The sequence below is a fragment of the Alteromonas sp. ABH4_457 genome, from assembly GCF_056160625.1.
In genome coordinates, this window is the sequence record NZ_JBSWXN010000007.1 from 386,974 (window position 1) to 401,346 (window position 14,373).

Consider the following 14,373-nt stretch of genomic DNA (forward strand, 5'->3'; position numbering starts at 1 on the left):
GGCGAACGAATTAAATGGATGAACTACGTTTATCACTCCTTATCCTGGGTACCTGTTTTATTATTGGCGTGCTCGCCCATGGTATCTGGAAGATAAGAAAAAATAACAATGCGACAAAGAAAGAGCGTATTGAACCCGGCCAGTGGCAGGATGACAATTCAGAAGAACAGGACGACTGGTCTGCAGAGCAGGGCGATGATCATAAAGGTTATGATGATTTAGGTCTGGGAGCGGTAAGAGTGGTTTCTTCTTCTAAACCTGTAGCAGACACCGGCGGCGATGAAGAATCTGAGCCGCCAGTCTCCCGTCCCGTTAATGAAGATGCGGACGAAAAGACGGTTTCGAAGCCGGAGCCGCAGGCGCAGGCAACCAAGCTGTATGGTTCAGTGGTGACCAACCCTAAACCTCATATGCAGGGTAGCCGGCATGTTGCGCCGGAGCAGGCAGACGACGATCCCATCCCGGATCCGCCTGAGTTTCTTATCCGTAAAGAACAAAAAGCCGTCGCAGATGAACCGCAGGCTGATGATTTTACGCTGGATGCCCAGCAAGCTGAGCCGGCAGTTAAAGACAATGCGTCTGACGAACAAAGCTCAGAGCATGACATCGATAATGACAGTAAGAAAGTTGCTAAGAAACGGGGCTTGCTGCGTCGTCGTCAGGAACCGAATTTCGGTGATGACCAGATGAGAATTGATTTTGACGACAGTCAGAGCCAGCCGGCTGCAGAGTCCGGCGCTGCTCCTTCAGAGGATGTGGAGCAGGAGGTGCTCGTTGTTAATGTGCGGGCTCAGGACGACACACCCATTTCAGGTGCCGCATTATTGCCTTTATTACTCACATTAGGGTTTAAGTTCGGTGATCAGGATATTTTCCACCGCCATGTGAATTCAAATGGTAAGGGACCTGTACTCTTCAGTCTGGCCAATATGTTCAAGCCGGGGGTTTTCGATATTGATAACCTGGAGAATTTTACCACTCAGGGTGTGTCATTATTCATGATCCTGCCCATCGACGGGGTTGATGCCCATCAGGTATTTAACATGATGCATAATGCAGCCCGGAAAATTGCTGACGAATTCAATGCGCAAATTCTGGACGGTCGCCGCAGTGTACTGACCAAACAGGGATTGCAGCAATACATGGAAAAAATCCGCGAATTTGAACGCAAGCGAATGATTACCCGCCACTGATCCATCAGCGCTGTTACCCTGCTGTAGCAGCGCTTTGCAAGAGACACTTTATGTCAACAGATAAAGCCTCCGTTGCCAGTCGTATAGAGACACTGCGCGACACTATCACCCGTTATAATACCCAGTACTATGTGGAAGATGCTCCTTCTGTACCTGATGCTGAATACGACCGGCTCATGCAGGAGTTAAAATCGCTGGAAGCCGCCCATCCTGATCTGCTGACAGCGGATTCGCCGTCACAGAAAGTAGGTGGTGCGCCTCTTGCCGCCTTTGAGCAGGTTACCCACGAAGTTCCTATGTTATCGCTGGACAATGCCTTCGATGAAGCTTCACTGAACGCCTTTGAAAAACGTATTGGTGACCGCCTGAAAGACCATTCAACACTGATGTTCAGTTGTGAGCCTAAACTGGACGGTCTGGCTGTCAGTATTCTGTATGAAGACGGTGTGCTTGTGCAGGCTGCAACACGGGGTGACGGGCAGACAGGGGAAAATATCACGCAAAACGTCAAGACCATCGGTAATGTGCCTCTCCGCCTTAAAGGTAAAGATCTCCCCGCCCGTATCGAAGTGCGAGGTGAAGTCTTTATGCCAAAGGCCGGCTTTGATGCACTTAATGAACGGCAACGTGAAAAGGGCGATAAAGTCTTTGCCAATCCCCGTAATGCCGCTGCTGGCAGTCTGAGGCAACTGGACAGCCGTATTACTGCAAAACGGCCACTGATGTTTTACGCCTATTCACTGGGTGTCGTTTCACCACAGGATTTCGGACTGGAAGATACCCACAGCGCACGGCTGAAAACACTGGGGAGCTGGGGACTGCCGTTGTGCCCTGAGGTCGATGTGGCTGAAGGCGCGAAGGGTTGTCTGGCTTATTATCAGCGTATTCTTGAGCAGCGTGAGCAGTTACCGTACGACATCGATGGGGTGGTATTCAAGGTTGACCGCATAGACTTGCAGCAAACACTGGGTTTTGTGGCCCGCGCTCCCCGCTGGGCAATTGCACAGAAGTTTCCTGCACAGGAAGAAATGACACGCTTACTGGATGTGGAGTTTCAGGTTGGCCGGACCGGCGCTATTACACCGGTGGCTCGCCTGGAACCTGTGTTTGTGGGCGGTGTTACAGTATCTAACGCCACGCTCCATAATCAGGATGAGATACAGCGTCTGGGTGTCAAAGTGGGTGATGTTGTGGTTATCCGCAGAGCCGGTGATGTGATACCACAGGTTGTTTCTGTGGTTGAGGCAAAGCGGCCTGAGGATGCTACGGATATTATATTCCCTGCCAATTGCCCCGTGTGTGATTCTCATGTGGAGAAAGCTGAGGGCGAAGCCGTAGCAAGATGTACCGGAGGACTGGTATGTGCTGCACAACGCAAACAGGCACTTAAACATTTTGCTTCACGCAAAGCTTTCGATATTGACGGCCTGGGCGATAAGCTGGTTGATCAACTGGTGGATGCCGGACTGGTGAAAAGTCCTGCTGAATTCTTTCATTTGTCGTTAGGCGATTTGGTCAGTCTTGAACGGATGGCAGAAAAGTCGGCTTCGAATTTACTGACTTCACTGGAGAAGGCTAAAACCACCACCTTGCCCAGATTTCTTTATGCTCTGGGGATCAGGGAAGTAGGAGAAGCGACAGCGTCGAATCTGGCCACACATTTTAAAGATCTGGATGCGTTGTTTGCCGCAGACATTGAAGCCCTCAAAGAAGTGCCGGATGTGGGTGAAGTGGTGGCTACACACATTTATCACTTTGTGCACGAAGATCATAACCGTGCCATTATTGATGATCTTGTCGCTGCAGGTGTGAACTGGCCGGCTATTCAGGTTGCAGATGCAGGGGACTTGCCTCTGGAGGGCCAGACCTGCGTACTGACCGGTACCATGACGGCCATGGGACGCAATGAGGCAAAAGCATTGCTACAGCAACTGGGGGCGAAAGTTGCCGGTTCGGTGTCAGCGAAAACACACTTCCTCGTAGCCGGAGAAAAAGCCGGCTCAAAACTGACCAAAGCGCAGGATTTAGGCGTTGATGTGTGGGATGAAGAAAAGCTGCTCAGTTTTCTTCGCGAACATAATCTTTCCGGCGAATAAATTAAAATCTGCCATCAGTTTGCCGGTGTTGTGATACCGGCAAGCTTTTGTGCGGACCTGATTTGCTAAAATATTTTGCCGACAGATCAGTGAAGACTGTTAATTCCGGTTTATGCTTTTGAAGCCCGTTGTTTGCGGGCTTCTTTACGTGCATTCCATGATTTTCTCACAGAAAAACGCCATATCCAGTTGAGTCCGAAATACCCCAGCAAACCAAATATGACTGAACAGATCCCGCAGCCGACGAGGAAGGCCGGGCCGATGGTGCTGATACTTTCAATTATCCATTTCCAGCTGAACTGCAATTCAAAGTGTGTGGGCTCTGTACCCAGTACCGTTGTACCTACCTTGTAAGCACCGTAAAAAATTGGCGGCATGGTAAACGGGTTCGTGATCCACACGGTTGCTACAGAGAGGGGGAGGTTTGCACGGAAGGGAATAGCAGTGGCGGCAGACAACCACATTTGAAACGGAACAGGCCAGAAAGCGAAAAACAAACCAATACCAAACGCGTTAGCTGCTGAACGACGGTTCAGATGCCACAGGTTCGGCTCATGCAAAACTGTGCCGAAGATCCGTAGCGCACGATTGTGCTTTATCGTTTGATGGTCTGGTAAAAAACGTCGTATAAATTTTTTTGGCATAAACCGTATTTCATTTCATCCGAAGTAACCAATCCATGCATCAACACGCTGCGCTATGGCTGCTGGCATTCTGCCTGACTTCGCTGTCTGCGAGGTTCTGGCCGGTGTTGCCGGGAAAAATCTGGATTGTACTTCTTGCCTGTATCGTCTCCATTATCCACACACACAATGTCAAAATGCACATCCGCACCGCCCTGAAAGCAGGATGTCGTTTATGTGGTGTTACAAACTGGTACGTGCGCAGTAAAAAACAGTTTAGTGTACTGCCGTATTTACTCAGCGGGATAATGTCCGGATTGATTTGGATGGCAAGTGTAGGGCATTGCTACCTGGCTTGGCAACTCCCTGCCGGCAAAATTCAACAAGATGTCATAGTTACGGGGCAGATAACGTTTACGCAGAGAAATGACAATGGTCAGTGGTTGCATGTTGCTCTTTCGACACTGGGTGACAGGCATTATTTCTTCCGTCCGGTCATCGGTGTTCACTTGTCGCAAAATATGGGGGAGCTGGCTATTCATCAACAGGTGAAGTTAACGGTTAATCTGAAGCCGGCTTCGCCGTTAATGAACCCGGGCGGCGACAGCCGGGCAAAAATGGTCAGCATGAAAATGATAGCCACGGGTTCAGTCAAAGCGTTCGGAAACGGTTCTCTTGTTTCTCCGGCTGACAGTCTGCATTACCGCGCAAGTCAGCGTTTGCAGAAAGCGGGTTACTCCCGCTGGCTGGTGGCTTTAATGACTGGTGACCGTTCTTTGCTGACAGACAAAGACTGGCAGTTGCTGCAAAAAACCGGAACAGGCCACCTGTTTTCAATTTCGGGTCTGCATGCAGGTATGGTGGCTTTATGGTCTGCGTTGCTGAGCAGTGCTGTGATCAGTTGTTTTGCCCGTCTTATCAATGCCGGGCACAACGGTATGAATATACGGCTTACAGTTGCTGTAGCAACACTCCTCATGACAGCCCTCTATGCGGCGCTGGCCAACTGGCAGGTACCGGTAACCCGCGCGTGGCTGCTTATTTTATTGTTCACATTGCTGCTTACTTTTAAAGTCTGCTGGAGCTGGCGGCACCGGCTGCTGGTGATGGTGTTTCTGTGTATTCTGGTTTCTCCTTTCAGTGTATTCAGTAACAGCTTTTATCTGAGTGCCGGTGCGGTGTGTGTTTTAATATTCATTGGCTGGCGGTGGAAACCTGCATCGTATTCATACTTTCACCGCATCATGTTTGTTATTCGCGCGCAGTGTCTGATTTCATTATTGTTAATGCCGTTTACGCTGATATTTTTCGGTTCAGTGTCTTTGCTGACGGCAGGCGTTAATCTCATCGCAATTCCTGTGATCACACTGCTGATGCCCGCCGGTCTGGCAGGGCTGGTACTGAACTATAACGATGGTCTCACAAACACGTTACTCGATTTGGCTGATACCATCCTGCTATGGATGACGCAGCAACTCAGCGTGATTTACCCGTATATGGCGGCCTTTGATAATACAGGCGTTAGCGGTCAGGCTGCATTCTGTCTGCTCCTGTCAATGCTGCTGTTGGCATTGCCGGTGTTTCGCTACCGGAAGCGCAGTGCCATGATGCTGGCGGTGCCGGCGATGAGTTTCTGGTTCCCGCTCAGTACAGATGCCTGGCAACTTCACGTATTTGATGTGGGCCAGGGCACGGCACTGGCAGTTTCCAGGGGAAACCGTGCAGTCATCATTGATACCGGTCCCTCATGGGAAACAGGCAACGCACTGACAAGTACGGTACTGCCGGCACTGACGGCGGCCGGTATTCATCACGTTGATCAACTGATTGTTTCTCACGGAGATGACGACCATGCCGGCGGTGTTACTGCGTGGTTAGATCGCAGGGCTGATCATCCGCTGGAGCTCAACCGGAGTTTGTCATCAAATACAAATGGCTGTCAAAGCGGAAAACGATGGCGGTGGCAAGGATTACACTTTCGTGCCATGTGGCCGGAAAAAGGCAATATGGAAGACAGCAACCGGTTATCCTGTGTTTTACTGGTATCCGGAAATGGCTATTCAGTGTTGCTCCCGGGTGATATAAACCGCAGTGCCGAATACGCACTTTTGTATAACAATGCAGCCCTTAACGCCGATATACTACTGGCACCCCATCATGGCAGCAGCACTTCATCATCAATGGCTTTCATAAAAGCAGTATCACCTTCGTTCACCGTATTTACGTCCGGCTTTTATCATCGCTGGAAATTACCTGAAGACGTTGTTGAATCCCGTTACCGTGAAGCCGGTTCAGTTATTCTGCGGACTGACCTGAACGGCTACATACAATTTACCCTGGCTGATGAGGGGATCGGCGTAAAGCGCTACAACAGAGATATCAGCCGCCGCTGGTATGACTTACGGACACAGGTATCTCTGCCTCAGCATTGAAAATACAGGCGTTAATGACCATAACAAAGGCCGGCATTAACACCGCGCATTGGGAATTTAGCCGATTCCAGTTACAATGGGCCGGTTATTCGAATAAGTGATGAAAATAAATGCAAAATTCCGACCCGGCGGCCAGTAACCAACGCCGCTTTTTTACGTATCTGCGAAACTATAAACTCGCTTTTTTCGTGGCCGTAATCGGTATGATTGGGTATTCCGCGCTGGATACCTACGTAATATCCAATCTTAAACCTCTGATAGATGACTCCCTTGGTAACGGTGATAGCGACTTTCTGCGTATAGCGGCTATTGCCATCGTACCACTGTTTGTCCTTCGCGGTATTTTCAATTTTATGGGCACCTACACCCTCAGCTGGATTGGCTCACAGGTTGTTATGACCATGCGCCAGCAGTTGTTCGAAAAGTACATGCATTTACCGGTGTCATTTCATGATCAGCAGGCTGTCGGGGCACTCATCAGTAAAGTGACCTACGACACTGAACAGGTGGCTAGTGCGGCCAGCAAGGCGCTGCTGACCATCGTTCGTGAGGGGGCGCTGGTTATTGGTCTGTTAGTCGTCATGCTGTATCAGTCCTGGCAATTGTCTCTTATTTTTCTCATTATCGGCCCGCTGGTGGCAATCATTGTTGCAGTGGTCAGCAAACGGTTCAGGAAGGTCAGCCGCAATATACAACAGTCAATGGGAAGTGTGACGGCGTCGGTTGAGCAGGCGGTAAAAGGCCATAAAGTTATCCTGATGTTCGGGGGCCAGGACTTCGAACGTAACCGCTTTGCACAGAAAAATAACCACAACCGTCAGCAAACGATGAAGCTGGCAGTGACGCAAATTTTAAGTGTGTCGTCTATCCAGATCATTGCCTCCGTCGCACTGGCTGTGGTGTTGTTCATGGCAAGTCTGCCGAATATTATGGCAAATCTGACTGCAGGCACGTTTATCAGCGTTGTGTTCTACATGGTGATGTTGCTTAAACCACTTAAACAACTGACCACTGTGAATAATGAATACCAGCGCGGCATGGCAGCCTGTAACAGTATTTTTGAAATACTGGATGAAGAGATTGAAGTGAATACCGGCACTAAAAAGTTGGAACGTGCGCAAGGTAACATCGCGTTTAATCATGTGACTTTCACCTATCCCGGCAAAGAACGTTCGGCCCTGACCGACATCAGTTTTTCAGCCAGACCGGGGGAAACCATTGCGCTGGTCGGTAAGTCCGGCAGCGGTAAATCTACCATTTCTTCTCTTCTCACCCGCTTTTACCTGCCTCAGCAGGGGGAAGTGCAGTTGGACGGTATGAATATTAATGACATTGAGCTGCGTTCGCTGCGCAAACAGTTTGCCACTGTTTCCCAGCATGTCACCTTGTTCAATGATTCCATCGCCAATAACATTGCATACGGCGTAACGGATAAAGTATCGCGGGAAGATATCGAAAAAGCGGCAAAGATGGCCCATGTTACCGAGTTTGTGGATCAGCTTGACGAAGGCCTGGATACTGTCATCGGTGAAAATGGTCTGATGCTCTCGGGTGGTCAGCGTCAGCGTATTGCCATAGCCCGTGCAATTCTCGCCAGAGCGCCGGTACTGATTTTAGATGAAGCGACATCGGCGCTGGATACGGAATCAGAAAAACTGATTCAGGATGCACTGGAACAGCTGCAAAAGTCCTGTACATCCCTGGTGGTGGCCCACCGCCTGTCAACAATTGAAAAGGCAGACCAGATCATCGTCATCGATCAGGGGCGTATCCTTGAGCAGGGACGTCACAGCGAATTGCTGGCGAAAAAAGGCCATTATGCCCAGTTGCATGCATTACAGTTTGGTGAAACTCACTGAGCATGGATATCAACAAGCTGTGGTACCAGAAATCAAAGCGGGTATGGCTGTTGTGGCCCCTGGCGTTGTTATTTACCTTTGTGAGCGCCTGCCGGCGATGGTTGTTTAAGACCGGTTTAAAAAAGCGTTCTCATCCCGGAGCGTTTGTTATTGTTGTGGGCAACATTTCTGTTGGCGGCAATGGCAAAACGCCGGTGGTGCTGGCCATCACAGAACATTTTAAAAGAAAAGGATTGAAACCCGGTGTACTCAGCCGTGGTTATGGCGGCACGATGCAGCATCATCCGTATCGTGTTATGCCCGGTGACGATGCTGCTGTTTGCGGTGATGAGCCTGCGTTAATTGCCGGACGTTCCGGCGTACCGGTTGTTATAGACCCGGTACGTGCACGCGGGGCTAAAATGCTGGCGGAAGAATTACACTGTGATGTCATTATATGCGATGACGGGCTGCAACATTATGCGTTGGAACGTGATCTTGAGCTGGTAGTCATGGACAGCAGGGGAACCGGAAACGGTCATTTGCTGCCCATGGGCCCGCTGCGGGAGAAGCCCTGGCGCCTGACGTCTGTGGACGGAATAATATTGAATGGCAACGCTGACCTAACGGCTTTGCCACAACAAATCACTTTACCGCCTGCATATAATCTGACTCTTGAGGGGCGTCACTTTTGTAATGTACGGGAGCCCGGACGCAAGACGGGTATTCAGGATTTTTGCGCAAAATCCGGTATTCATGCCCTGGCGGGCATTGGTCATCCTGAACGTTTCTTCCGTCAGTTAGAAAAGTACGGAATGACGTTAACATCAACACAACCGCTTCCCGATCATCATCATTTCTCCGCCGCAGATATTCCCCCGGGCACCGTGGTCATGACAGAGAAAGATGCTGTGAAGGCAAGGGCATTTGCCCATGAAGATTGTTGGTATTTGCCGGTGGATGCTGTATTACCTGAAGAATTTTATGACTTACTGGATACCCGGTTTGAAGCCGGAAGAAGGATAAACAATGAGCTTTGACATTAAATTATTGGATGTACTTGCATGCCCTGTATGCAAAGGTAAATTGATCCTGTCACAGGATAAGCAGGCCTTGTTGTGTCGTTTTGACCGCCTCAGTTATCCGGTGAAAGACGGTATTCCCGTGTTAATGGAAGTGAACGCCACAAAATTATCAGTAGACGACATGGATGCGGCCCGCTGATGGACTTTACCGTTATCATTCCTGCCCGATACGGCTCTTCCCGGTTTCCGGGTAAACCTCTTGCTGATATCAATGGAAAGCCAATGATTCAGCATGTGACGGAGAGGGCGGCAGAAGCGGGCGCATCGGCTGTGATTGTCGCTACTGACGATAGCCGTATAGCGGCTGTAGCGGAGGGCTTCGCACGGGTGGTGATGACGTCGGACAAACATGAATCCGGCACTGAGCGTCTTGCGGAAGTCATTCAGAAAGAGAACCTTGCGGATGATACCCTTATCGTAAACGTGCAGGGCGATGAGCCTTTCGTACCTGCTGCAAATATCCGTCAGGTTGTGGAAAACCTGTCACAGCGCTCTGATGTGGCCATGACCACACTGGGCACTGAAATGCACAGCGCAGATGATGTGCTTAACCCGAACATGGTGAAAGTTGTACGAAACGTCAAAGGTGAAGCGCTCTATTTTTCCCGTTCGGCGATCCCTTTTGAGCGTAGCAGCATGATGACCGATCCGGGCAGAACTGATCCCTCCCTTTATCTTCGCCATATTGGTTTATATGCTTACCGTGCAGGTTATGTGAATCAGTATGTCAGTTACACGCCCAGTGCGCTGGAACATACAGAGTCACTGGAGCAGTTACGGGCATTGTGGTACGGCGATAAAATCCATGTTGACGTGGCATCCGAACCACCGCCTGTGGGCATTGATACACCGCATGATCTGACACGACTTCTGGCACTGCTGAATGACGGAGAATGATTTATGAATGTGGTAATTACCGGTGGTAACCGCGGGATCGGGCTGGCGCTGACTAAAGCGTGTCTTGCCAGAGGAGATAACGTTTATGTTGCCTGCCGTAACAGTTCTGACGCGCTGAATGCTTCCGGAGCAACGGTATTGACCGGCGTGGATGTTTCTAACCCGGATGCGTTACCGGCGGCACTTGCACCTCTGCTCGATATTCACATTGACCTTCTCATCAATAATGCCGGCGTACTGGCCAGGGAAACGCTGGATGAACAAGAACCGCATACTATTGATTATCAGTTTAGAGTTAATGCTCTCGGGCCTTTGCTGGTATCGCAAATCCTGCTCCCGGCCATGGGTGAAGGCAGTAAAATCGGTCTTGTGACCAGCCGGATGGGCTCTATGGCGGATAACACATCAGGTGGATATTACGGTTACCGGATGTCAAAAGCAGCATTGAACGCTGCCGGTGTCTCCATGGCCAACGATTTGCGTACCAGAGGCATCGCAGTGGCTTTACTGCATCCGGGCTTTGTGCAGACGGAAATGGTAAACAATGCCGGTGATGTTGATGCAGATACAGCCGCAGCCGGTTTGCTGAAGCAACTTGATAGTCTTTCAATGGAGAATACCGGTAGCTTTGTTCATGCAAACGGGGAGTCACTGCCTTGGTGATTCGCCGCTCTGCAGCAGTTGCACTCCTTTTTTGCGCAGGCAATGCCGCCGCAGCCAGTAATTATCACTGGCAACACGGCCCTTCATTGCCTGCACCGGTGCAGGAAATTTACCCCGCAGTACACAAAGAGAGTATTTATGTGGCTGGTGGCCTGACATCCGGAACCCCGAATTTCACGGTATCAGATCAGGTTTTTCGTTTTCAGCAGGGCAGTAAAAACTGGCAAACACTGCCGCCTTTTCCTGTTGCTGTGCATCACGCTATGCTTGTGTCTGCGGGTGAAAAATTATGGTCCTTCGGTGGTTTCACAGAAAACGAAAACGGGCAGTGGATTAATTCCTCTGCGGTTTGGGAATTTAATGAAAGCGACGGCAGCTGGATAAAGCGTAATCCCATGCCGGTTAAATTGTCTGAAAGCATTTCTGCCGTCATAAACGGAAAAGTGCACCTCGCCGGCGGACGGACCACGACAAAAGATAACTATCACTGGCAGCATCATATGGACTCAGACTGGCACGGCGTGTTTGATCCGGAAACGTCGGTGTGGCAGTCAGCAACGCCAATTCCAACCCCGCGCAACAGTGCATGCAGTGTGGTGTATGACGATAAGTGGCATGTGATTGGTGGCCGCACAGTGGACAACGGCAACACTGCTGTGCATGAAGTATTTGATGCAGCAAAAGACATCTGGATAATCGAAAAGCCTATGCCGGAAGCAGAAGCGGGGATTGGTTGCGCGGTGCTTCACGGCAGTATTTATGTTTTTGGCGGCGAATATTTTGACGATGCCGGAGGTGGTGTATTCCACAAGGTCTGGCGATACGAAATTAATCGTAAGCGCTGGTCTGAAGCTACGGTTATGCCAGTGCCGCGACACGGGCTGGGCGTGGTGAGCTTTGAGGATGCCATCTGGTTAATTGGCGGGGCAGGTGAGGCAGGTGCGAAAGACACCCGCCATATCGTCAGTCAGTTTACGGTTGCCACTGACTGAATATGACGGCCTGTGGATCAGGCCGTTTCCATCTCTTCGTCATCGTCAGGGCTCAAAACGCCCCAGACATCGTGCTCATCAGCATGAATGATTTCTGCCCAAACACGTTCACCCGGTTTCACATCGTGCACACCATTGAGGTGAACGACGCCGTCGACTTCCGGGGCGTCGGCATAGGTACGGCCAACGGCACCTTCGGCGTCAACACTGTCAATGACCACCAGATATTCTTTACCGATACGTGACTTCAGGCGTTGTGCACTGATTTCGCTTTGCACTGCCATAAAGCGTGCAAGCCGGTCCTGCTTAACGTCTTCCGGCACCGGGTCAGGCAAATCATTGGCCTTTGCACCTTCAACCGGACTGTAAGCAAAGCAGCCAACGCGGTCCAGCTGTGCTTCGCGAAGGAAAGTCAGCAATTCTTCAAATTCTTCTTCCGTTTCTCCCGGGAATCCAACAATAAAAGTTGAGCGGATAATGAGCTCAGGACAAGCTTCACGCCAGGCTTTGACCCGCTCGATGGTGCGTTCTGCACTGCCGGGACGCTTCATCAGACGCAGGATACGTTTGCTGGCATGCTGAAAAGGGATATCAAGATACGGCAGAATACGACCTTCATTCATCAGCGGAATAAGATCATCCACATGAGGGTAGGGATAAACGTAGTGCAGACGCACCCACATATCCAGTTCACCGAGTTGTTCACACAACTGCTGCATATGTGCCTTAACCGGCATACCGTTCCAGAAACCTGTGCGGTGTTTTACATCTACACCGTATGCACTGGTGTCCTGGGAAATGACCAGTAATTCGCTGACACCTGCTGATTTCAGGCGCTTTGCTTCATCAAGTATTTCACCCACCGGACGGCTGACCAGGTCTCCCCGCATAGATGGAATAATGCAGAATGTACAGCGGTGGTTACAGCCCTCAGAGATTTTGAGATAGGCGTAATGTCTCGGAGTCAGTTTAATGCCATGATCCGGTACAAGGTGCTCGAACGGATTGTGAACCGGCTTCGGCAGATGACTGTGAACCTGTTCCACCACGCTTTCATAAGCATGGGGGCCGGTGATAGCGAGCACATTCGGATGCACCTCGCGGATTTCATCTTCTTTGATCCCAAGACAACCGGTCACAATCACTTTCCCGTTTTCTGTCAGTGCTTCACCAATCGTATCTAATGATTCCTGCACAGCAGAATCGATAAAACCGCAGGTGTTGACGATGACGAGATCGGCATCGTTGTAAGTAGGGACAACATCGTACCCTTCGGTGCGAAGCTGGGTGAGGATCCTTTCGGAATCCACGAGGTTTTTCGGGCAGCCTAAACTGACAAAACCAATTTTCGCAATGGGATTTTCCACGGTGGATGCCGGGCTGTCGCTACGCTGTGACTCAAGTACTTTGACCGGAGTACTGAGTGTGGTGGTCGCGTTCGGGGTGTATTTCTCTACGGACATGGACTTCTACTGTTAACACATTATCGGCACATTATATCAGGCTTATTGCAGAGTAATAAGATTAGCCTTCGTTCCGGCAGCGATTTCCTCTTTTTTCATTCACCTGTTAGACTGCCGAACCTGAATAATCCTGTGTGTCCGGGTGTTACCCGGAGGAAAAAGTGTTCACTCCTCATGTTATTGCCGTTACATTGCTATGATGAAGCCGGTCGCGTCAAACCGCCACTCTGGCTTTACTGGATGCTGTTAATACTTTGCAGTGACTGGATTGCATTAGTCTTTTCTCTGGTCACGTTTGGCCAGACATCAGAATTACTTTCCGTACTTTATCCTGATAAAACAGTACTTGGCTGGCGCTTGCTTGCCACCTGGCCTTTTTTAACAGTCATTTTGCTGATGGGTAACCGGGAGCGGTTGTGGAATAAGGAATTGACCGGCTGGCGACTGGGGATCATGCCGCTTATCTGGACGGGAAATATCGTCAGTATCGCAGCACAAATGCAGACCGTGCTGCACGACCAGTGGGATTTCCACTGGACGCCGGCTTGTTTTATTCTGGTCAATGTTCTGGTATTCGTCACTGTCATGCGCAGCCGGCATATACGGTTGATGGTCAGTGACTGGTGTGATCCGGCCACCGGAGACAGTGGCGGCACAGAAGATAAAAAAATTACTGACGCTGGCGTGACAAAGCCTGGTCAAAATACATCGCCACACTGACATTGCTGTCGTTTACCAGGCGCTCATAACAAATACCGGCAAACGCGTAAGAGTACTCTCCGGCGTCCAGTACAACAAAGGGCGCTTCGGGATTTGAATCGTCATATCGCCAGTCGCCGCCAGCAATCTTTCTATATGTCTCACCAAGATACGCACCGTAGACGTTACAAATGGTAAAGACGGCGGAGTCTTCCAGCGCTTTGTCGTGGTACTTGTCCAGAAAAGATAGCAGTATGTCGTCAACGCTCTTTGTGCTTTCAGGGCTGTAATCCAGTTCAATAGCGAATTCATCATGAGCCGCCCGGACAGCGTCGGCAGAGCATTCTTCCATTAATTTTTCGAGTTCAGCTTGTTGCATCGTGTTCTCCTTT

The 14,373-nt window shown here is 50.2% G+C and carries 13 protein-coding genes; 10 read left to right on the forward strand and 3 right to left on the reverse strand.

The window, feature by feature from the left end:
* The first annotated feature begins 14 nt into the window (after positions 1 to 14).
* On the forward strand, positions 15 to 1,193 hold the full coding sequence (gene zipA, locus ACXAGR_RS19455; RefSeq protein WP_474852034.1) for a cell division protein ZipA: 1,179 nt from the start codon (positions 15 to 17) through the stop codon (positions 1,191 to 1,193).
* 50 nt (positions 1,194 to 1,243) lie between these two features.
* A complete protein-coding gene (ligA, locus tag ACXAGR_RS19460) occupies positions 1,244 to 3,289 on the forward strand; it encodes an NAD-dependent DNA ligase LigA (protein WP_474845820.1) in 2,046 nt (681 codons plus the stop codon).
* Between the two features lie 110 nt (positions 3,290 to 3,399).
* Here ligA and ACXAGR_RS19465 read toward each other — a convergent pair whose 3' ends face one another.
* The gene (locus ACXAGR_RS19465) at positions 3,400 to 3,933 is read right to left on the reverse strand and encodes a DUF2062 domain-containing protein (RefSeq protein WP_474845822.1); all 534 of its coding nucleotides are present in this window, start codon (positions 3,931 to 3,933) and stop codon (positions 3,400 to 3,402) included.
* Between the two features lie 35 nt (positions 3,934 to 3,968).
* Between ACXAGR_RS19465 and ACXAGR_RS19470 the strand changes: the two genes are divergently transcribed.
* The 7 genes from ACXAGR_RS19470 to ACXAGR_RS19500 all read left to right on the forward strand — a co-directional run bounded on the left by ACXAGR_RS19470 (position 3,969) and on the right by ACXAGR_RS19500 (position 11,819).
* Positions 3,969 to 6,344, forward strand: a complete 2,376-nt coding sequence (locus tag ACXAGR_RS19470) for a DNA internalization-related competence protein ComEC/Rec2 (RefSeq protein WP_474845824.1) — start codon at positions 3,969 to 3,971, stop codon at positions 6,342 to 6,344.
* A 110-nt stretch (positions 6,345 to 6,454) separates the two neighbouring features.
* On the forward strand, positions 6,455 to 8,203 hold the full coding sequence (gene msbA, locus ACXAGR_RS19475) for a lipid A export permease/ATP-binding protein MsbA (RefSeq protein WP_474852036.1): 1,749 nt from the start codon (positions 6,455 to 6,457) through the stop codon (positions 8,201 to 8,203).
* A 2-nt stretch (positions 8,204 to 8,205) separates the two neighbouring features.
* Positions 8,206 to 9,222 (forward strand): tetraacyldisaccharide 4'-kinase, encoded by a 1,017-nt coding sequence (gene lpxK, locus ACXAGR_RS19480; RefSeq protein ID WP_474852038.1) that lies wholly within the window; start codon positions 8,206 to 8,208, stop codon positions 9,220 to 9,222.
* On the forward strand, positions 9,212 to 9,406 hold the full coding sequence (locus ACXAGR_RS19485) for a Trm112 family protein (protein WP_119501239.1): 195 nt from the start codon (positions 9,212 to 9,214) through the stop codon (positions 9,404 to 9,406). The genes lpxK and ACXAGR_RS19485 overlap by 11 nt, the downstream gene beginning before the upstream one ends.
* Positions 9,406 to 10,164: a 3-deoxy-manno-octulosonate cytidylyltransferase gene (kdsB, locus tag ACXAGR_RS19490; protein ID WP_474852040.1), complete on the forward strand. Its 759-nt coding sequence runs from the start codon at positions 9,406 to 9,408 to the stop codon at positions 10,162 to 10,164. The genes ACXAGR_RS19485 and kdsB overlap by 1 nt, the downstream gene beginning before the upstream one ends.
* A gap of 3 nt (positions 10,165 to 10,167) precedes the next feature.
* Positions 10,168 to 10,827, forward strand: a complete 660-nt coding sequence (locus ACXAGR_RS19495; RefSeq protein WP_119501241.1) for an SDR family oxidoreductase — start codon at positions 10,168 to 10,170, stop codon at positions 10,825 to 10,827.
* A complete protein-coding gene (locus ACXAGR_RS19500) occupies positions 10,824 to 11,819 on the forward strand; it encodes a Kelch repeat-containing protein (RefSeq protein ID WP_474852157.1) in 996 nt (331 codons plus the stop codon). The genes ACXAGR_RS19495 and ACXAGR_RS19500 overlap by 4 nt, the downstream gene beginning before the upstream one ends.
* A gap of 17 nt (positions 11,820 to 11,836) precedes the next feature.
* Here ACXAGR_RS19500 and rimO read toward each other — a convergent pair whose 3' ends face one another.
* Complete coding sequence (gene rimO / locus ACXAGR_RS19505; protein WP_474852042.1) at positions 11,837 to 13,282, reverse strand: 30S ribosomal protein S12 methylthiotransferase RimO; 1,446 nt, start codon at positions 13,280 to 13,282, stop codon at positions 11,837 to 11,839.
* A gap of 174 nt (positions 13,283 to 13,456) precedes the next feature.
* Here rimO and ACXAGR_RS19510 point away from each other — a divergent pair, with 174 nt between their 5' ends.
* Positions 13,457 to 14,002, forward strand: a complete 546-nt coding sequence (locus tag ACXAGR_RS19510) for a DUF2919 family protein (protein WP_474852044.1) — start codon at positions 13,457 to 13,459, stop codon at positions 14,000 to 14,002.
* Here ACXAGR_RS19510 and ACXAGR_RS19515 read toward each other — a convergent pair.
* Positions 13,953 to 14,360: a hypothetical protein gene (locus ACXAGR_RS19515; RefSeq protein WP_349586040.1), complete on the reverse strand. Its 408-nt coding sequence runs from the start codon at positions 14,358 to 14,360 to the stop codon at positions 13,953 to 13,955. The two genes, ACXAGR_RS19510 and ACXAGR_RS19515, sit on opposite strands and share 50 nt — an antisense overlap.
* Positions 14,361 to 14,373 lie beyond the last annotated feature (13 nt).

Bases quoted from the DNA above. Each gene is read 5' to 3' on its own strand.
- rimO (WP_474852042.1), bottom strand. From the start codon at position 13,282: ATGTCCGTAGAGAAATACACCCCGAACGCGACCACCACACTCAGTACT.
- ACXAGR_RS19515 (WP_349586040.1), bottom strand. From the start codon at position 14,360: ATGCAACAAGCTGAACTCGAAAAATTAATGGAAGAATGCTCTGCCGAC.
- zipA (WP_474852034.1), top strand. From the start codon at position 15: ATGGATGAACTACGTTTATCACTCCTTATCCTGGGTACCTGTTTTATT.
- ligA (WP_474845820.1), top strand. From the start codon at position 1,244: ATGTCAACAGATAAAGCCTCCGTTGCCAGTCGTATAGAGACACTGCGC.
- ACXAGR_RS19495 (WP_119501241.1), top strand. From the start codon at position 10,168: ATGAATGTGGTAATTACCGGTGGTAACCGCGGGATCGGGCTGGCGCTG.
- kdsB (WP_474852040.1), top strand. From the start codon at position 9,406: ATGGACTTTACCGTTATCATTCCTGCCCGATACGGCTCTTCCCGGTTT.
- ACXAGR_RS19470 (WP_474845824.1), top strand. From the start codon at position 3,969: ATGCATCAACACGCTGCGCTATGGCTGCTGGCATTCTGCCTGACTTCG.
- msbA (WP_474852036.1), top strand. From the start codon at position 6,455: ATGCAAAATTCCGACCCGGCGGCCAGTAACCAACGCCGCTTTTTTACG.
- ACXAGR_RS19465 (WP_474845822.1), bottom strand. From the start codon at position 3,933: ATGCCAAAAAAATTTATACGACGTTTTTTACCAGACCATCAAACGATA.
- lpxK (WP_474852038.1), top strand. From the start codon at position 8,206: ATGGATATCAACAAGCTGTGGTACCAGAAATCAAAGCGGGTATGGCTG.
- ACXAGR_RS19485 (WP_119501239.1), top strand. From the start codon at position 9,212: ATGAGCTTTGACATTAAATTATTGGATGTACTTGCATGCCCTGTATGC.
- ACXAGR_RS19510 (WP_474852044.1), top strand. From the start codon at position 13,457: ATGTTATTGCCGTTACATTGCTATGATGAAGCCGGTCGCGTCAAACCG.